Origin of the sequence: Kribbella sp. NPDC051952, assembly GCF_040680855.1 — a bacterium.
Classification (GTDB): Bacteria; Actinomycetota; Actinomycetes; order Propionibacteriales; family Kribbellaceae; genus Kribbella.
In genome coordinates this window covers 105319-123959 of sequence record NZ_JBFAXQ010000015.1, presented here as the reverse complement: position 1 = coordinate 123959, position 18641 = coordinate 105319, and the positions used below count along the sequence as shown (strand labels likewise).

General features: G+C 68.5%; 17 protein-coding genes. 11 read left to right on the top strand and 6 right to left on the bottom strand.

Going from position 1 to position 18641, the window contains the following annotated elements; translation table 11 throughout:
- Both AB0L70_RS26450 and AB0L70_RS26445 read right to left on the bottom strand, forming a co-directional pair.
- The gene (locus AB0L70_RS26450; protein WP_363688619.1) at positions 1–579 is read right to left on the bottom strand and encodes a nicotinamidase; all 579 of its coding nucleotides are present in this window, start codon (positions 577–579) and stop codon (positions 1–3) included.
- An 81-nt stretch (positions 580–660) separates the two neighbouring features.
- Positions 661–1440 (bottom strand): SDR family oxidoreductase, encoded by a 780-nt coding sequence (locus tag AB0L70_RS26445; protein WP_363688617.1) that lies wholly within the window; start codon positions 1438–1440, stop codon positions 661–663.
- Between the two features lie 138 nt (positions 1441–1578).
- Here AB0L70_RS26445 and AB0L70_RS26440 point away from each other — a divergent pair, with 138 nt between their 5' ends.
- The 8 genes from AB0L70_RS26440 (at position 1579) to AB0L70_RS26405 (ending at position 9524) form a co-directional block, all read left to right on the top strand.
- Positions 1579–3117: a fibronectin type III domain-containing protein gene (locus AB0L70_RS26440; protein ID WP_363688615.1), complete on the top strand. Its 1539-nt coding sequence runs from the start codon at positions 1579–1581 to the stop codon at positions 3115–3117.
- A 72-nt stretch (positions 3118–3189) separates the two neighbouring features.
- Positions 3190–4302: a histidine kinase gene (locus tag AB0L70_RS26435; protein ID WP_363688613.1), complete on the top strand. Its 1113-nt coding sequence runs from the start codon at positions 3190–3192 to the stop codon at positions 4300–4302.
- Positions 4299–4976, top strand: a complete 678-nt coding sequence (locus tag AB0L70_RS26430) for a response regulator transcription factor (protein ID WP_363688611.1) — start codon at positions 4299–4301, stop codon at positions 4974–4976. The genes AB0L70_RS26435 and AB0L70_RS26430 overlap by 4 nt, the downstream gene beginning before the upstream one ends.
- Positions 4977–5127: 151 nt before the next feature.
- A complete protein-coding gene (locus AB0L70_RS26425) occupies positions 5128–6378 on the top strand; it encodes an MFS transporter (RefSeq protein WP_363688609.1) in 1251 nt (416 codons plus the stop codon).
- Between the two features lie 152 nt (positions 6379–6530).
- A complete protein-coding gene (locus AB0L70_RS26420) occupies positions 6531–6653 on the top strand; it encodes a hypothetical protein (RefSeq protein ID WP_363688607.1) in 123 nt (40 codons plus the stop codon).
- Positions 6654–6715: 62 nt separating this feature from the next.
- Entirely contained in the window at positions 6716–7807 is a 1092-nt protein-coding gene (locus AB0L70_RS26415; protein WP_363688605.1) for a ThiF family adenylyltransferase, read from the top strand.
- Entirely contained in the window at positions 7804–8961 is a 1158-nt protein-coding gene (locus AB0L70_RS26410) for a hypothetical protein (protein WP_363688603.1), read from the top strand. The genes AB0L70_RS26415 and AB0L70_RS26410 overlap by 4 nt, the downstream gene beginning before the upstream one ends.
- Positions 8958–9524: a DUF3105 domain-containing protein gene (locus AB0L70_RS26405; protein ID WP_363688601.1), complete on the top strand. Its 567-nt coding sequence runs from the start codon at positions 8958–8960 to the stop codon at positions 9522–9524. Before AB0L70_RS26410 ends, AB0L70_RS26405 begins: the two co-directional genes overlap by 4 nt.
- Here the strand turns inward: AB0L70_RS26405 and AB0L70_RS26400 are convergent.
- A complete protein-coding gene (locus tag AB0L70_RS26400; RefSeq protein WP_363688599.1) occupies positions 9514–12486 on the bottom strand; it encodes a BTAD domain-containing putative transcriptional regulator in 2973 nt (990 codons plus the stop codon). The genes AB0L70_RS26405 and AB0L70_RS26400 overlap by 11 nt on opposite strands.
- Before the next feature lie 95 nt (positions 12487–12581).
- Between AB0L70_RS26400 and AB0L70_RS26395 the strand changes: the two genes are divergently transcribed.
- A complete protein-coding gene (locus tag AB0L70_RS26395) occupies positions 12582–13346 on the top strand; it encodes a sulfite exporter TauE/SafE family protein (RefSeq protein ID WP_363688597.1) in 765 nt (254 codons plus the stop codon).
- On the opposite strand, the gene AB0L70_RS26390 is transcribed toward AB0L70_RS26395, so the two are convergent.
- Positions 13343–14338 carry an ElyC/SanA/YdcF family protein gene (locus AB0L70_RS26390; protein ID WP_363688595.1) on the bottom strand — a complete coding sequence of 332 codons (996 nt, stop codon included), beginning with the start codon at positions 14336–14338 and terminating at the stop codon, positions 13343–13345. The two genes, AB0L70_RS26395 and AB0L70_RS26390, sit on opposite strands and share 4 nt — an antisense overlap.
- Before the next feature lie 70 nt (positions 14339–14408).
- Here AB0L70_RS26390 and AB0L70_RS26385 point away from each other — a divergent pair, with 70 nt between their 5' ends.
- Complete coding sequence (locus AB0L70_RS26385) at positions 14409–15638, top strand: FAD-binding protein (RefSeq protein ID WP_363688593.1); 1230 nt, start codon at positions 14409–14411, stop codon at positions 15636–15638.
- Here AB0L70_RS26385 and AB0L70_RS26380 read toward each other — a convergent pair.
- Positions 15631–16332, bottom strand: a complete 702-nt coding sequence (locus AB0L70_RS26380) for a cache domain-containing protein (protein ID WP_363688591.1) — start codon at positions 16330–16332, stop codon at positions 15631–15633. The genes AB0L70_RS26385 and AB0L70_RS26380 overlap by 8 nt on opposite strands.
- Positions 16329–17075: an FCD domain-containing protein gene (locus tag AB0L70_RS26375; protein WP_363688589.1), complete on the bottom strand. Its 747-nt coding sequence runs from the start codon at positions 17073–17075 to the stop codon at positions 16329–16331. The genes AB0L70_RS26380 and AB0L70_RS26375 overlap by 4 nt, the downstream gene beginning before the upstream one ends.
- A 122-nt stretch (positions 17076–17197) precedes the next feature.
- Between AB0L70_RS26375 and AB0L70_RS26370 the strand changes: the two genes are divergently transcribed.
- On the top strand, positions 17198–18634 hold the full coding sequence (locus tag AB0L70_RS26370) for a gamma-aminobutyraldehyde dehydrogenase (protein WP_363688587.1): 1437 nt from the start codon (positions 17198–17200) through the stop codon (positions 18632–18634).
- Positions 18635–18641 lie beyond the last annotated feature (7 nt).

Genomic DNA, 18641 nt, shown 5'->3' with positions numbered 1-18641 from the left:
TCAGGTGACGTTGATGCCGGCCGCGCGGAGGTCGGTCAGTGCCTGCTCGGTGCTGCCCGGCGCGACTCCCGCGGTCAGCGTCGTCAGGACCGTCGTGCCGAAACCTGCCTCAGCGGCGTCGAGGGCGGTGGCGCGGACGCAGTAGTCGGTGGCGATCCCGCAGACGTCGACGTCCGTGACGCCCTTCTCCCGGAGCCAGTCGGCAAGTCCACGCCCGCCCTCGTGCGACTTGCCCTCGAAGCCGGAGTAGGCGGCGGCGTACTCGCCCTTGTCGAAGATCGCGTCGAACGGCTGCGGATCCAGGTTCGGGTGGAAGCTGACGCCGTCGGTGCCGGCGACGCAGTGCCGCGGCCAGGAGTGCACGAAGTCGGGTTCGGCGGAGAAGTGGTCACCCGGGTCGATGTGATGGTCCCGGGTGGCCACGACGTACTCGTACTGGCGGTCGACCGGTTCGGCCTCGTGCCACTTGTGCAGCAACTCCCCGATCCGGAACGCGACATTCGCCCCACCGCTGACCGCCAGGCTTCCGCCCTCGCAGAAGTCGTTCTGCACATCCACCACGATCAGTGCGCGGGCCATCGTGACGCTCCTTTGCCAGGTGTCTTAGGCCCACGGTACAAGCGTTTTCGCCCTCAGACCGCTATTGCGACCACCGGTGGGTCACCCGGCCAGCAGCTGCCCTCCGGTCACGCGCACGATCTCGCCCTGGATCGCGGTCGTCCGCGGTGAGGTGAGGAACAGGATGGTGTTCGCCAGCTCGTCGGCGTCGGGCAGCTTGCGGGCGCTGAAGCCTGCTGCGATCTGGTCGAGGGCCGGTTTGGGGATGACCCGGTGCTCGCCGTTCTCCAGGGTGATTCCGGGCATCACGATGTTGACCAGGACCCCGTCCGCGCCCAGATCGTGCTGCAGGGCGGTGACCAGTCCGTGCAGCCCGGCCTTGGCGGCGCCGTACGGCCAGGAACCCGGCAGCGGACGCACCGCGACATCGGTCGACAGCAGCACCAACCGCCCGTGCTCCGACCGCCGCAGCGCCGGAGCCACCTGCTGGACAAGGTGAAAGTTGCCCTCGAGGTTGCTGCGCAAGATGTCGGTCCACCAGTCCAGCGGCGCGTCCTCGACCTTCTCCGGCCGGCCGTGGAAGCCCAGGCTGCCCCAGTTCACCGCGTTCCCCACCACCGCGTCGAGCCCGCCCCACCGGTCGATCGTCGACGCCACCGCAGCGGCGATCGTGTCCGGCGCAGCCAGATCCATCGGTACGACGTACGCCGTACCCCCGGCCGCCTCGATCTCACCGGCGACCGTCTCGGCCGCGTCCTTGCGGGAGTTGTAGGTGATCGCGACCCGCGCGCCCTCCCGCCCGTACGCGATCGCGGTGGCCCGCCCGATCCCGGACGACCCGCCCGTCACCAGCACCGCCGCGTCCTTCAGCCCCAGCTCCATGAACCGCTCCTCGTGAAATAGTTAGTCGGCTAAGCAGAGAAGTTAGCCGACTAAGTATTTCCGGTCAACCCCCCGCTGTGCAGGAGTAGATGAGCAGACAGTTATCGTGTGCTGGCACACAGTCACTCGGGGGAGTTCATGAAGAAGGCACTTCTCGTAGTTGTCACTGCTGCGGCCGTGGTCGCGGCGGCGCTCGTACCGTCCGGTCGGCCGGTGGTGGCAGCGACGAACAAAGCCAAGTCCGCGCCGTCGGGCTTCGGCTCGGCCCTGTCCGCGGTCAAGCAGACGACGTGGCAGACGAACGCGAGTGTGAACGCCCTCGCGGTCGCCGGGAACACCGTGTTCGCCGGCGGGCTGTTCACCCGGGTCCGGCCGCCGGGTAACGCGGCCGGGGTGGGGGACGCGGCCCGGAAGTACTTCGCCGCCTTCAACCGGACCACCGGCGTACCGACCCGGTTCGCACCGCAGGTGAACGGGCCGGTCTGGAGTGTCGCGACCTCCGCGGACGGCAAGTGGGTGGTGATCGGCGGCGACTTCACCGTCGTGAACAACCAGCCCCGCGAGCGGATCGCGCTGCTCAGCGTTGCCACCGGCAAGCTTGTGGCCGGCTGGGACCCGGCGATCAACTTCCGCGTCGCGGCCCTGCGGATCTATGGCAACACCGTGTACGTCGGTGGTTCGTTCGGCCGCGTCGACAAGGTGACCCGCGACCGGCTCGCCGCTTTCTCCCTGAGCACCGGCGCCCTGCTGCCGTGGAACCCGGACGCGGACGACGACGTGCACGCGATCGACGTCTCGACCGACGGCAAGCGGGTGTTCGTCGGCGGCGGCTTCACCGAACTGAAGGGCGAGTACCACCACGCGCTGGCGATGGTGAACTCGACGACGGGTGACGCCTTCAAGATGCCGGCCGCGGCGGCGATCCCGGAGGAGACACAGGACTGCGACAGCCGGGTCAAGGACCTCGAGGTGCAGGGCAACAAGGTGTTCGTGGCCAACGCCGGCAGCGGCATCGGCTGCTACGACGGCGTACTCGCGGCCGACGTCACCACCGGGAAGTTGATCTGGCAGAACCACTGCCTGGGTGCGACCGAGGCGATCAAGGCGATCGGCAACTGGCTCTACAAGGGCTCCCACGCGCACGACTGCAGCGAGGACGGCGGCTTCCCGGACAAGACCGGGATGCACCACCTGCTGGTGGAGAGCACCGCCGACGGCAAACTCGGTCCCTGGTTCCCGAACACCGACGCGGGTGGCGAGACCCTGGTCGGTCCGCTGGCGTTCGCGTCCGGCGGGAACGATCTGTGGGCCGGTGGTGACTTCACCGAGGTGAACGGCGTACCGCAGGAAGGCCTGACCCGGTTCACCAACGCTCGGGGCGGGGCTCGGCCGGCTCTGCCCGCTGCACCGAAGGTCGCCAACAGCCGGGCGAACAAGGTGACGATCAGCTTCACCACGGTCCTCGACCTCGACAACACCGCGTTGACCTACACGCTGTACCGCGGCAAGACCAAGATCGGGAGCTGGTCGCGCTACTCCAACTCCTGGACGACGCCGACCACGATCACGACCACCGAGTCCGGGCTCAGCAGTCGTCAGACCCTCGCCTACCACGTCGAGGTCAGCGACGGCCGCAACGTCACCAAGGGCAAGGCCGCGACCGTCAGGGTTCGCTGAACCGGCCTCGGACGACGGGATGTCAGCCCTGAGTCCGATGAGGTGAAACGGCAGGTCGGTTAGGTTCGGGGGGTGAGCGACCACCTCCTGAGCCGGCGACAGTTGATCCTCGCCGACTGCGTGGCTGGGCTCGTGTACGGCGTACTGCTGGTGCTGAGCACGCCGAGCGATGTGGCCCGGTGGTCGGTGGCAGTGACCGCGGCTCTGGCGGTCTCGATCGCCGTACGGCGGCTCTGGCCGCGACCCGTATTTGCGGCGGCGCTGGCGATCTCCGTGGTGGCGTTGGCGCTCGATGTACTGCGGGATCCGTTGCTGGCGGCATCGTGTGCGCTCTATCTGGTTGCGCTGACGCGCGAATCGCGGCGGGCGGTGACCACGCGCAGACTGCTGTCGGCCGCGGCGGTCGTGGCTTCGGTCGTGCTGATGGTTTCGGTGGTCGGTGGGTCGCCGAATCTGCGCGGCGCGCTGATCATCTCGGGCGCGGCTGCGCTGTACGGCGCCTGGATGCTGGGGGTTGTCGTCCGCGATCGTCGCGCGGCCGCAGCACGGGCGGCGACGGCGTTGGCCGAGCAGGCGGTTGCGGCGGAGCGGTTGCGGATCGCGCGCGACCTGCACGACATCGTTGCCCACAGCATGGGGTTGATCGCGGTCAAGGCCGGTGTCGCCAACCACGTCCTGCGGGTGCGCCCGGAGGAGGTGTCCGATGCGCTGTCGGTGATCGAGTCGACGAGCCGGGACGCCCTGGTGGAGCTGCGACACATGCTGGGTCTCCTGCGTACGTCGAACGAGCCGGCCGACCTCGCGCCACCGGCCGGACTGGCCGCGCTACCCGACTTGGTCGCGCGGGTCGAGTCGACCGGGGTGCGGGTCGAGCTGGTCGTCGAGGTGACTCCGCTTCCGGAGGCGGTGGGCCTGACTGTTCACCGGATCGTGCAGGAGTGCCTGACCAACGTGACCAAGCACGCGCGCGCCCGGACCTGCCGGATCGCGGTCGTTGGCGATGCCCACGCCGTACAGGTCGAGGTGACCGACGACGGGGTTGGCGGGTCGTTTGCGGAAGGGCATGGGCTGATCGGGATCCGCGAGCGGGTGGGCATGTACGACGGGTCCTTCCAGGCCGGCCCACGGTCGGGTGGCGGGTTCGAGGTCGTCGTACGGCTGCCGTACCAACGGGTGGGCGTATGAGCGACATCCGGGTGCTGGTGGCGGACGACCAGGCGTTGTTGCGGGGGAGCTTCCGCGTCCTGATCGACTCGACGCCCGGGCTGACCACGGTCGGCGAGGCCGCGGACGGGATTGAGGCGGTCGAGATCGCGCGACGGGAGCAGCCGGACGTCGTCCTGATGGACATCCGGATGCCCCGGCTCGATGGGATCGGGGCGACCCGTCAGCTGTGTACGTCGCCCGAGACAGCCGGCGTACGGGTCCTGATCCTGACCATGTTCGATCTGGACGATTCCGTGTACGCCGCTCTGCGGGCCGGCGCGAGTGGTTTCCTGCTGAAGGATGTGCCGCCGACCGAGTTGCTGCAGGCAATCAAGGTGGTGGCGGCCGGTGATGGTCTGCTGGCTCCGTCGATCACGCGCCGGCTGATCTCCGAGTTCGCCCGGCTGGCCGAGCCCGGTCAGACGCCGCCGGCCGGGTTGGAGGTCCTGACGGACCGCGAGCGGGAGGTACTGTCGCTGATCGCCCGGGGGCTGTCCAACCAGGAGATCTGTGAACATCTCCGGGTCGGCAACGGCACGGTCAAGACCCATATCGGTCACCTGCTCGCCAAGCTGCACGCGCGTGACCGCGCGCAGCTGGTGATCGCCGCCTACGAGTCAAATCTCGTGCGGCCGCGGCGGCAGCCGGGGTAAGCTGCCAGCCGACCTTCGAGGAGTTGGGACATGCCCGGCAGATCTCGCACGCGCTGACTCACCTGTCACCGCGTGCTGCCTTCACTGAGCGGCACCGCGATTTCGCCTGCCCGCGCATCGTCATGCCGGGTGTCTCAAGGGACTTCCTCTCGTGCCGCTGTCTTCTTTTCGTACGCCCAAGCTCTGGGCGGATCGTGATTTCCTCCGACTCTGGATCGGTCAGACCGCCTCGCAATTGGCGTCCTTCGCCAGCCAGGTAACCCTGCCGCTCGTTGCGGTCACCGCACTCGGAGCAGGTGCCGCGCAACTCGGCGTACTGCGCGCCGTGCAGCAGGTGCCGATCCTGCTGTTCTCGTTGTTTGTCGGCGTACTCGTCGACCGCTGGCGGGCCCGCTCCGTGATGATGTACGCCGACCTGGGCCGGGCGGTCATGTTGGCCCTGGTGCCGATCGCCTGGATGCTCGGGATGCCGTTCCTGTACCTCGTGGCCTTCAACGTCGGCATGTTCACCGTCTGCTTCGACGTCGCGTACCAAGCATCCTTGCCGCGGCTGGTCGCGCGAGATCAGCTTGCTCAAGGCAACAGCATGCTGGAGACCACCCGGTCGGCCGCGCAGATCTGCGGTCCGGCGCTGGGCGGTGCGCTGGTCTCGGTACTCACCGCCCCGATCGCGGTGCTCGCGAGCGCCGTCATGTTCGCCGCGTCCAGTGTGTCGATCGGGCGCATCCGAGGTCTGCGGGGTGCGGTGTCCGCGTCATCGGGTGGCGTGCTGGGGCAGATCCGCGAGGGGTTGCGGATCGTGGTCCACGACGGTTCGCTGCGGGCGATCGCCGCGGGGACCTGCGCATATCAGTTCTCTTTCACGGCTTTGACCACCGTGCAGTTGTTGTTTCTGACCAGGGCACTGAATTTGCCGGCCGCCGTCGTTGGTCTGGTGCTGGCTGCCTTCGGTCCGGGCGTGCTGATCGGATCGCTGTTGTCCGCCTGGCTGCCCCGGCGATTCGGCTTCGGCCGGGTCGTCGTACTGGCTGCCCTGATCGCCGATCTCGTCATGCTGTGCACGGCGGCCGTCCACGGCTCCGGTCCCTGGACGGTCGCCGCACTGATCACGATCAACGTCCTGTACGGCGTCTTCAGCCAGACTGTCGACGTCGTCGTGACGGCAATCCGGCAAGCGATTACACCGCTCGAGGTCCAGGGGCGGGTCGTTGCCACGATCAACTTCCTCGGGCTCGGCCTGACCCCGTTCGGCGCACTGCTGGGCGGAGCGGCCGCGGCGACTCTCGGGATCCGGACGGCGCTCGTGATCGCCGTCCTCGGGCTGTTCCTGTCGCCGTTGGCGCTCAAGCTGTCCCCGCTCGGGCGCGGGAGAATGTGGGTGGCGACTACCCGGGAGGGGTGATTCGGTGGTTTGAACCGTGGGGAATTGCCTAGATCTAAATAAGGGTAAATGCCCCGGAATTCCCCATGGAATTGGTTCGGAGTGATGCTCTAATGACTGGCGCGGGGGGCCCACCGCATTCGGAGATTCCGCCCAGTTGAAAGGGATGCGTCATGGAGCAGAAGGTCGAGAACAAGCCGGAGCCGCGCAAGGTTCTGGTCCGCCGGCTGGAGAAGCTGGAGACCACCGCGATCATCGTCACCGACCCCGGCTGCCGCAACGAGGTCTGCGGCTAGTTGATCGCCCGGACCGGGGCGTGGAGTGATCCGCGCCCCGGTTCTGCTCCTGGGGAGATGCCATGGACAAGCCCCGGATCAAGGGGATCCACAAGCCGGTGCGGTTGACGCCGGCACTGGTGACGATCGGCGGACGGCAGCAGGGGATCGGCGCCGAGATCGACGACGAGGACGGCATGGTCTGGCGACTGCTCGCCCTGATGGACGGCAGCCGGACCCGCGCCGAGATCATCGCCGACCTGACCGCCGAGCGCCCCGACGTCACGCCCGAGGACGCCGAAGCCGCACTGCAGGCGATCATCGACGCCGGGTACGTCGAGGACGCGGCCGCACCACCACCGCCGAGCCTCAGCCCGGAAGAGCTCGACCGCTACGACCGGGCCCTCACCTACTACGCCTGGGTCGACCTCACCCCACGCACCTCCAGGTACGACGTGCAGGCGCACCTCAAGGCCAGCAAGGTCGTCGTACTCGGACTCGGCGGGACCGGGTCGGCGGTCGCCGCATCACTCGTCGCGGCCGGCGTCGGCGCCGTACATTGCGCTGACTTCGACGTGATCGAGGCCGGGAACCTCACCCGGCAACTCCTCTACACCGAGGACGATCTCGGCCGGCCGAAGATCCCGGTCGCGGTCGAGCGGTTGAGCCGGATCAACAAGCACACGATCGTCACCGGCGAAGAGATCAAGGTCGACTCCGCCGATGCCGTCGTACACCTGATGAATCAGGGCGACCTGCTGATGTTGTGCGCGGATCAGCCGATGCACACGATCCGCGAGTGGACCAACGAGGCCGCGCTCCGGACCGGTACGCCCTGGATGCTCGCGCAGTACGCCGGTCCGATGGCCGTCGTCGGCCTGTTCGTACCGGGGGAGACGTGCTGTCCCGACTGCCTGCCGAGCGTCCGCGACCGTCTGCGTGACCAGTACGGCGCTGAGCCCGAGGACCTGTTCCCGTTCACCGGGCACGCGGTGATCGCGCCGACCGCCAACCTGACCGGCCACCTCGCCGCCCTCGACGCGATCTATCACCTGACCGGCATCCCGACCACCACGCGCGGGGTGATGTTCCACCTGAGCCTCACCGACCTGACCTACCACTACGTCGTCCGTCCGACTCCCGGCACCACCTGCCCAACGTGCGGGTGGACATGAATCTCGCCCACGTGGTGATCCGGCAGGAGGCCGAGGGCGAGTACGTCGTCGGTGATCCGGCCAGTGGCAACTTCATCGTCGTACCCGAAGTGGGTGCGCGGCTGGTGGAGTTGTTCGCGGCCGGGCGCACGGTCGAGGAGGCGGCCGCGGACGTCGAGCGCGAGACCGGTGAGTCGATCGACGCGGCCGACTTCGCGCAGGTGCTGCTCGAGTCAGGGGTCGCGCGCGAGACCGAGGAGCAGCACCAATGGGCGATCTCCAAGGTCCCCACTTGGTTGGTCAAGCCGTTCTTCGGTCCGGTGGCGTGGACGGTTTATGCGGCTTGTCTGGTGGTCACGCTGGTGATGTTCGTGGTCGAGCCGTCGCTGCGGCCGACGTACGAGGACACCTTCGTGTTTCCGGACATCGTGCTGAGTCTGGTCGTGACCAACGTGGTCGTGATCCTGCTGACGTTCCTGCACGAGAGCTGGCACGCGTTCGCCGGCGCGGCTGTCGGCGTACCGTCCCGGCTACGACTCGAGCGGCGTGGGATCTTCCCGGTGCTCGAGACCGACCTGTCCGGCCTCTGGGCGCTCCCACCGGTACGGCGCTATGGGCCGTTCCTCGCCGGGATGGCGGTCGACAGCGTCGTGCTGTTCCTCGCGGTCGGACCGCGCTACGCCTGGTCGCGTGGCTGGATCGACCTGCCGCCGCTGCTGATCCGGATCCTCGCGATGGTCGTCCTCAGCCAGGTCGCCAAACTCGCGTTCCAGACGTTGGCCTATCTCCGCACGGACATGTATCTCGTGATGGCGACGGCGACCGGCTGCGGCAACCTGCACCAGGTCACCCGGCTATCACTCAAACGCCTGGTCCGGAGACTCACGCCGGACGAGGAGACGGTCTTGAGCACCGCGCACACCCAGGACCTGCGGGTCGCGCGCTGGTACCGGCTGCTGTACGTCGCCGGTCTGATCTGGATGATCTGGTTCGCCATCCACTTCATCGTCCCGAGCGCGAAGGTGACGTTCGGCTGGGCCTTCGGCGTACTCATCCAGGCCCCGGCGCTCAGCCTTTACTGGTGGGAAGGTTTCGCGCTGCTCGCCTTCACCTCGTTGAACGTGTTCCTGCCGCTCGGCGTCGCGATTCGCAACCGGAGAAGGGCAACGGCATGAGGAAGCGCTTCGGTCTGCTGGTCGGCATCGGTGTCACCGCGTTGAGTGTGCTGACGATGTCGAGTCTCGCGTTCGGCGTACTGCTCGGCCAGTTCGGAGACCGTGCCGCGTTGTCCTGCGACCAGGTCCCAGGTACGCCGGAACCCTTCGAAGGCAACCGTCATCTCGCCTACCAGGGCGCTCCGCACGACCCGTACCGCACCAACCCGCCCACCTCCGGACCACACTCACCCCGAGTCGTGATCCCCGGCATCTACCGCGCCCCGATCCCGGCCGAACTCCAGGTCCACATCCTCGAACACGGTCACGTCCTGCTCCAGTACGCCGACGACGTCACGCCGGCCGACATCGACAAGCTGGAACGCATCGGCCGCCGCTATCCACGCGACGTCGTGGTCGCGCCGTACCCGCAACTCGGCCATGGCATCGCCCTGACCGCCTGGCAACGGCTCCAGAAGCTTCCCTCCGTCGACGAACAAGCCGTCGAAACCTTCGCCACCAAAGTCCCCGGCCGCTACAACCACGGCTGGCGCAACAACGCGACGGACTGCCTCACTCGCTGAGCTCGGCCAGCCTCGCTCGGATGCGCTTGGCGTGGGGCAGCCCGTACTCCTCGCTGACGGCCAGCGCCTGGTTCAGGTGGCCCGCGGCGGTCACCGGATCGCCGACCGCCGTCGCGTGCGCAGCGAGACCCTCCCAGGCTTCGACCATGTAGAGATGGGTCTTGTCGGCCATCGACGCGTCCAGGACCTGCTCGAAGCAGTCCAGCGCGGCGGCGGTGTCGCCGACCGCGAGCAGACTGTCGCCGAGCTTGAGCAGCAGCGACCAACGGGCGGCGATCGAGCCGCACCGCTCGGCGGCGAGCAGGCCCTCGCGATGGAGACTGAGGGCACGCTCCAGGTCGCCCCGGAGGCGATACGCGAGTCCCAGAGCGCCCAGTGCCCACGGAAGGCTGAAGACGTTCTTCAGTTCGAGGGCCAGTTCGTACGCCGCGGTGCCCGTCGCGATGGCATCCTCGATCCGGCCGGCGTCCGCATAACTATGGGTCAGCCCGCTCAGCGCGTCGGCCATCAACCCGGTCGGACCGAGCTGCCGAAAGATCCCGAGGGCTTCCTCGAAGGTCGCGGTGGCGGCCTCGTGGTCGAGGGCATTGGCGTACAGGATGGCGGTGTACGTCAGGCACTGCGAGAGCAGCCGCCGGTTGTTCAGCTCTCGTGCCAGGCGGATGGCTTCCAGCAACGTCGGCAGCGCCTCGCCGTACGGATCGAGGTTCTGCAGGACGTTTCCCAGACCGGAGTAGATCTGTGCCCGGAGCAACAGATCGCCGTCGTCCGGAAGCCGGTCCAGCGCCTGCCGGAAGCGGTCGGCCGCCGCCCGGAGACCGCGCTGTGCGCGAATCAGCCCGGCGCCGGTGTGCAGGACGCGGGCCTCCACCTCTGGATCGCCGAGCTGGACGGCCGCGGCCAGCGCGAGCTCGAGGACCAGATCTTGTTGCTGGACCTTGCCGCGGCGTTCCAGGAAGTTGCCTGAGGCAAGGGCTAGTTGCCAGGTCCGGGTGTGCTGCCCGCTCGCGGCCGAGCGTTCGACCGCCGCGGCCAGGTTGTCCGCCTCCGCGTCTCCCCACGCGATCGACTTCTCCAGGGTGTCGAGCTCCGGCACCGCGCACGGCGGCCGCGGGCCGGGGTCGAAGTACTTCATGCCCGATTGCACGGACAGCGGATGGAACGTCGCCTGCAGGTAGTACTCGAGCAGCCGATCGGTCGCCGCCTCCAGGGTTTCCGGAGAGTCGGTGGCCCGGGCCAGGTGGGTGGCGTACTCACGGAGCAGGTCATGGAACTCGTACCGACCAGGCACGGGCTGGAGGAGGAGGTTGGCGTCGACGAGGGACTCGGCCAGGTCGGCGGCGTCGTCAGGATCCAGATCGGCGAGCGCGGCCGCGCCGTACTGGTCGAGGTCGCGGCCGGGGAGCTGGCTGAGGAGGCGGAAGAGTCGTTGCTGGTCGGGGGCCAGTTGCTCGTAGGACAGTTCGAAGGCGGCCGCCACGCCGACACCGTCGGCGCTGAGCTCGGTCAGGCGCCGGCCGACCCGGTCGAGTCGCTGGTTGATGTGGGCAACGGTCCAAGCCGGGCGATGCCGGAGCCGGGCGCCGGCGATCCGGATCGCGAGCGGCAGATGGCCGCAGCGTTCGACCAGGTCGTTGCTGGCAGCAACATCGGCCGCGACCCGGTCCTGGCCGGCCAGCTGGGCCAGGAGAGCGGCCGCGTCGGCCGGGACGAGCAGGTCCAAGTGCAGGCGGTCGCGGGTGTCGAGACCGGTCAGCTGGTTCCGGCTGGTGATCAGTACGCCGCAACTGGGCGATCCCGGGAGCAGCGGCAGGACCGTCGTACTGCCCGGCGCGTTGTCGAGGACAACAAGGAGGCGGCGTCCGGCGACCGTGGATCGCCACAGGGTTTGGGCATCCTCGAGCTCCTGCGGAATGGATTTCGGTCCGATGCCCACGCCGGCTAGGAGATGGTCCAGCGCGGCCTTGACGTCGCGGGGTGGGTGGCCGGGCGTGTGCCCGTGCAGGTCGACGAACAGCAGACCGTCGGGGTAGCGGGTGGTGAGGCGGCGGGCGGTGTTGACGGCGATGGCGGTCTTGCCGACACCGGCCATGCCGTCGATCGCGACGATCGGGGGAGCGGACGCGTCAGTGCTGCTGAGTGCCTGGATGAGCCGGGCCAGCTCGGCTTCCCGGCCGACGAAGGTGGCGGCGGCGTACGGGAGTTCGTCGGGGGTCCGGGCCGTCTCGTCGTTGCGCAGGATGGTCTGCTGGATCTCGCGGAGGGCCGGTCCGGGCTCGACGCCGAGTTCGTCGATGAGCGTGTCGCGGGTGCGGGTGTAGACGTCGAGGGCATCGGCTTGGCGACCGTCGGCGGCGAGGGCGCGCATGAGTTGACCGGCCAGGTGCTCGTCGAACGGTTTGGCGGCCACGGCCGGGACGAGTTCGGCGATCAGTTCGGCTGCCTGGCCGCGGTCGAGGTCGACATCGACGCGGTCGCCGAAGATCTTGTCGCGGCGTTCCACCAGGCGGAGTCGTTGGGCCGCGAGGTACTGACCGGGGAGCCCACTGAGGGGTTCACCGCGGAAGAGGTCGAGCGCGCGCCGGTAGCCGGCCGCCGCCGCGTCGAGCTCACCACGATCCCGCTCGCCGGCTGCCGCGCGTACGGCGGTCTCGAACTCGGTGAGGTCCAGTGCGTTGTCCGGGAGCCGGAGGAGGTAGCCGTCCGGGGTGCGCTCGAGGACGTCGACGGGGAGGATCCGACGCAGCCGGTAGATGTACGGCGGCAGCACCTTGAGGCCGGTGCCCGGCGGGTTGTCGTGCCAGACGAGATCGAGGAGCTCCTCGGCCGTGCAGACCTGGTTGGCCCGCAGCGCCAGTACCGCGAGCAGCGTCTGCAGCCGCTGTGCTCCGACCGCGATCGTCTGCCCGTGCCAGCGGATCTGCAGCGGTCCCAGCAGCTCGATCCGTAACGGCGCACTCACCCACCGCAGTCTGCCTTGTGGCGGGACCACCCAGCAATCGCTTGCTCGGCCTGTCCATATGCTGTCCGGGTGAAAGCTCAAGTGACGGGTCTCTCGTGACAGGGCTGCAGCATCTGGCCGTCATCGCCGCGGGATTCGCGGCAGGCATTCTCACCTCGACCGTCGGAGTCGCGTCGCTGATCAGCTTCCCGGCCCTGATCGCGCTCGGAATCCCGCCGGTGGTCGCGAACGCGTCGAACACCATCGGACTGCTGCCAGGCGCGCTCAGTGGTTCGATCGGCTACCGCCGTGAGCTGCGCGAGGTCTCCCGGCCGACCACGATCATCGTCGTACTGACCTGTGCGATCGGCGCGATCGGGGGCGCAGTGTTGCTGCTGGCTCTGCCGCCCGGCGTGTTCGCGGCGGCGGCGCCCTGGCTGATCCTCTTCACCTGCCTGATCGTCGGCATCCAGCCGTGGATCTCGCGCTGGCTGCGGTCCCGGCACGAACAACCGCACGGCACCCGGCTGACGATGACGCCTCCGACGACCTTCTTCACCGCATTGACCGGTGTGTACGGCGGTTACTTCGGCGCCGGCGCGGGCGTGATGATGATGGCGGTGCTCGGGCTCGGTCTCGACCTGGAGCTCCGGATCGTCAACGCCCTCAAGACCCTCGCCCTGCTGGCGGCCAACCTGGTCGCGAGCATCATCTTCGTCTTCATCGCGGACCTCAACCTGACGGCTTCAGGTCTGCTGGCCGCAGGCTCGGTCATCGGTGGGTACGTCGGTTCCCACATCGGCCGCCGCCTCCCGGACGGCCTGCTCCGCGGTCTGATCGTGATCGCCGGCGTGGTGGCCGCCGTACTCATGCTCACCTAGATGTGCTGCAGGATCGCGGCGACCGCGATCAGCAGGCAGATGCCGCCGTTCAGGTACTTGTGGCTGAAGAGGATCGCGACGAACTCGCGGATGGTTGCCGTCGGCCAGAAGTACGCCGCGGTCGGGGAACCGACCACCTGGCCGTTGACCTTGGCCTTGCGCGCGGTGAGCGCGGCCCGGAACGCGTGGAAGTTGTTCGTCACGATCAGGCAGCGGTAGTTCGGGACCAGGGCGACCATCAGCTCGCGGCTGAAGGTCAGGTTCTCGAACGTGCTGGTCGACCGGTCCTCGCGCAGAATCCGGTCCTCGGGCACCCCGCGTTCGATCAGGTACGACGCCATCGCATGCGACTCGGGGATCTCCTCGTCCGCGCCTTGCCCACCCGACGTGATCAGGATCGGCGACCGCCCCCTGCGGTTGGCCCGCTCGTAGACCAGCTTCGCGCGGTGGAGCCGGCTGGCGAGCAGCGGCGGCACCCGGGATCCCCGCAGTCCGGCGCCGAGCACGATGACGAAATCGACCTTCCGCGACGACCGCACCCGGCTGTAGACGAAGGCATAGACCAGGAAGCAGACGAACAGGAACGCGATGTAGGTCAGTACGCCGATCAGCGCCGACCGCAGCGCGGCCAGCGGCTCCCAGCCGATCTTCTGCACCGCGACGCTGAACACGACGAACCCGATGATGCCGAGCCCGGCGAGCAACGACAGCAGGTTGCTCGGTCGCCGGCCCTCCCGGCGCAACATCGTGATGCCGTTGACCACCAGGAACACCGCAAGCACCGCGATCGCCAGCGGGATCGCGGCCAGGATCGCGAGCACCAGCCAGCGGGCCGCGGTGTCGTTGAGCGCGTCGACCACGAAGATCATGCCGATCCCGGCGAACATCAGCGTCAGTACCAGGAAGATCGCGTTCTTGAACAGCCGCCGATCGCGCAAGAAGCTGATCGCGAAGACGACGAACCAGAACCCGGCGATCAAGAAGGCGTACATCGCCGCTATCCAACCATCTCGCAGCGCCGGTACGGCGCAGGCTCAAGGGGTGATGTGCGAGAGTCGGGTCATGACGCTGACCAACTGGGCCGGGAACATCAGCTTCGCGAGTGCATTGGAGCGACCGCGCACGGTCGAGGAGCTGCAGGAGCTCGTCGGCCGGTCGGACAAGGTCCGCGTGCTGGGCACCGGGCACTCGTTCAACCGGATCGCGGACAGCACCGGCGTACTGGTCAGCGTCGCGGACCTGCCCCAGGTGATCGAGGTCGGCGAGCGGGGTGTGACGGTCTCGGCCGGACTCAGGTACGGCGAGATCACGGCGGCGCTCGAGCAGCAGGGGCTCGCGCTGCACAACCTGGGTTCGCTGCCGCACATCTCGGTGGCCGGTGCCTGCTCGACCGGGACGCATGGGTCGGGTGATGGGAACGGTCCGTTGGCGGACGCGGTCAACTCGATCACGTTCGTCGACGCTCGCGGGGAGCTGGTCACGCTCACCCGGGACGACGCGGACTTCGCCGGCTCGGTGATCTCGCTGGGTGCACTCGGCGTGACGGTGAGCCTGACGCTTGACGTGCAACCGTCGTACCAGGTCAGTCAGGTCGTGTACGACGGTCTGCCGGTGGAGCGGCTGAGCACAGACTTCGCCGACGTGATGGGGAGTGCGTACAGCGTCAGCGCGTTCACCGACTGGGTCGACCCGGACGTGATGGTGTGGCGCAAGCAGCGCGGCCACGAGCCGATCCAGCCGACCTGGCTCGGGGCAACGGTTGCGGACGGGCCGCGGCACCCGATCAAGGTGATGCCGGCGGACTACGCCACCCAGCAGGGCGGCGTACCCGGTCCGTGGAACGAGCGGCTCCCGCACTTCCGGCTCGAGTTCACCCCGAGCAACGGCGACGAACTGCAGTCCGAGTACTTCGTCGCGCGGGAGCTGGCCGCGGAGGCGTTCGAGGTGTTGCGGGCCTTGGGCAACCAGTTCGCGCCGGTCATCCAGGTTTCTGAGGTACGCACGATCGCCGCTGACGAACTCTGGTTGAGTCCGAGCCAGGGCCGGGACACGGTCGCGTTGCACTTCACCTGGATCCAGGACGAGGCCGCCGTACGTCCGGTCGTCGCGACCCTCGAGGAGGCGCTCGACCCGCTGGACGTGCGGCCGCACTGGGGCAAGGTGTTCGCGGCCGACGCCGCGTTGCTGCGACAGCGCTACCCGAAGGTGCCCGAGTTCATCGCCCTCGCGGCGAAGTACGACCCGGCCGGCAAGTTCCGCAACCCTTACCTGGACACGTTCCTGCCTAGCTGAGCTCTACCAAGGACAGCGGCAGGTCGTCGATCGGGTACGACGGGAACGGGGCCCGGATCAGCGTCCCGCTGACATGGCGGGCGCTGTTGCTGAGCACGACCCGGCCCTGATCGTTGACGATGGCAACGGTCCGGCGCGCCGCTCGCAAGCACGGCAGGACGGCCTTCTCGAAGGTGAAGACCCGGACGTCCGCACCGGCCACGCCGACGAACCGGTCGCCGGCCAGGACCGGCACGGTGAAGGTCAATGTGTAGTCGTCGGTGCAGAGGTAGTCGACGTACGGCCCGGTGATGTAGCGGCGCCCGGTCGTGCGGGGTACGTCGTACCAGGGCAAGGACTCGTAGTCGTAGAAGTTCTCCCCGCGCGGATCGGTGTCGACGATCAGCCGCTCGGCCGCGCCGTTGCTGAGCATGAACCACTCGAGCCACCAGCGGGAGTCGGCAAGTGCATCGACAGCGGCAATGAAGCCCGCGCCTTGGACCCGGCCGTCCGGACCGGTCAACGCGGGATGGACCAGGGTCGCGACGTCGGTCAGGTCGGTGCGGTGCACACCAGCCTTGTCGGCGAACACCTCGCCGACCTGCGTGGCGACCTGTTCCGCCAGCCCGAACGCCTCGCCGACCACCGACTCGACGACGTCGAGGACGGCTTCGAGCCCCGCGTCGAGGGTCAGGGCGGCTGCTTCCGTGCTCATGGGACCTCCAAGGCCAGTCTGAGGTCGATCAGGCGTGCCGTCGAGTCAGCCACACGTTCCTCGGCCGCGGCCCGGGCCGCATCGCCGTCCGTGCGGTCGATCGCGGCAACCACATCCCGGCAGCTCTGCACGGTCCGGCGGTGGCTCTCGTCATCGCCGAACGCGAGCCAGAGCAAGGTGCCGACCTCGGCCTGAAGACTGACCTCGGCCCGGTAGAGCCGGGTGGACTGTGCGGTCGCGGCGACCTCGATGTGGAACTGGGCATCGGCCCGTCGCCGCCCGCCGAGCCCTTCGGCGCTCTCCAGGCTGTCGCACACCGCGACAAGCCGCCGTACGTCGACCGGCGTCGCGCGCTCGGCTGCGAGTCTGGCCGCCGTGCCCGCGATGGCGCTGTAGTGGTCGCCGAGGTCGCGCAACTGCGCGAGGCTGAGCTCCTCCAGCCGGTCGCGGACGATCGCGGTGGACATCTCTTCCTGCGCACGGACGAAGCTGCCGCCGCCGCGACCGCGCCGGGTGTCGATCAGGCCACGCAGCCGCAGGGACGACAGTGCCTCGCGGATCGTCGTGGTGGAGACGCCGAAGATGCCGGCCAGGTCGGACTCGCCGGGGAGCTGCTCGGCGTCCGGGATCAGGCCGAGCGCGATCGCGTCGGTCAACCGTCGCGCCACCAGTTCCGATCGGCTCAGCGGCTCCAGCGGTGCGAAAACCGCCGCCGCGCCACTGCCGTAGAACCGTAGCGCCATCCCGTCTCACCCACCTCTACGACACAACTCCGGAACAGATCCAGGACATTCTCGCCGATCCCTTGAACTTTAACATCTGATTTCATATGTTTACCGCCAACCAGCGCCCAGGGAGACCTTTGATGCGAACAGTGCGGAACCTGATCAACGGAACATCGCAGGACGCGAGCAGCGGCGCCACCAGCGAGCTGATCGACCCATCCACCGGCAAGGTCTTCGGTACGGCGCCGTTGTCCGGTGAGGACGACGTGGATGCGGCGTACCAGGCCGCGACCGCCGCATTGCCGAGCTGGGCCGGGATCACGCCGGGCGAGCGGCAGCGGATGCTGCTCAAGTTCGCGGACGCGGTCGAGGCGCGCGGCGACGAGCTGGTCGCGGCCGAGTCGGAGAACACCGGCAAGCCGCTGGAGCTGACCCGCACCGAGGAGCTCGCGGTGATGGTCGACCAGCTGCGCTTCTTCGCCGGTGCGGCCCGGTTGCTCGAGGGCAAGTCGGCCGGTGAGTACATGGCCGGCCACACGTCCTGGGTCCGGCGTGAACCGATCGGCGTCGTCGGCCAGATCACGCCGTGGAACTACCCGATGATGATGGCGGTCTGGAAGATCGGCCCGGCGCTTGCCGCCGGCAACACGCTGGTCCTGAAGCCGGCCGAGACGACGCCGGTGAGCACGGTGCTGATGGCCGAGATCGCCACCGGGATCCTGCCGGACGGCGTCTTCAACGTCGTCTGCGGTGACCGTGCGACCGGTCAGGCGGTCGTCGCGCATCCCACGCCAGGACTGGTCAGCATCACCGGCTCGACCCGGGCCGGCTCCGAAGTCGCGAGTACGGCGGCCCTCGACCTCAAGCGCACGCACCTGGAGCTCGGCGGCAAGGCGCCCGTGGTGGTTTTCGCCGACGCCGACCTCGCCGCGGCGGCCGAGGCGATCGGTGTGGCGGGCTACTTCAATGCCGGCCAGGACTGTACGGCGGCCTGCCGGGTGATCGTCGACGCGAGCGTCCATGACGAGTTCGTGCAGACCCTGGTCGACTGGACCCGCGACAACGCGCGCCCGGGATTGGCCGACGACGCCGACGCACTCTTCGGCCCGTTGAACAGCAAGCTGCAGCTCGATCGGGTCCGTGGGTTCCTGACCCGGAAGCCCGAGCACGCGACGATCGCGATCGGCGGCGAGCGGCCGGGCGGAGCGCTTGCGGACGGCTACTTCCTCGAGGCCACGGTCGTCACCGGGCTGCGCCAGGACGACGAGATGATCCAGGACGAGGTGTTCGGGCCGGTCATCACCGTGCAGTCGTTCGCTGACGAGGCCGAGGCGCTGGCGTTGGCCAACGGCGTGCAGTACGGGCTCGCGTCGAGTGTGTTCACGGCCGACCACTCCCGCGCCCTGCGGATGTCCAAGGACCTCGACTTCGGCTGCGTGTGGATCAACACGCACATCCCGCTGGTGGCCGAGATGCCGCACGGTGGCTTCAAGCATTCGGGCTACGGCAAGGACCTCTCGCTGTACGGCGTCGAGGACTACACGCGGATCAAGCACGTCATGTCGGCGGTCGGATGAGCACTTC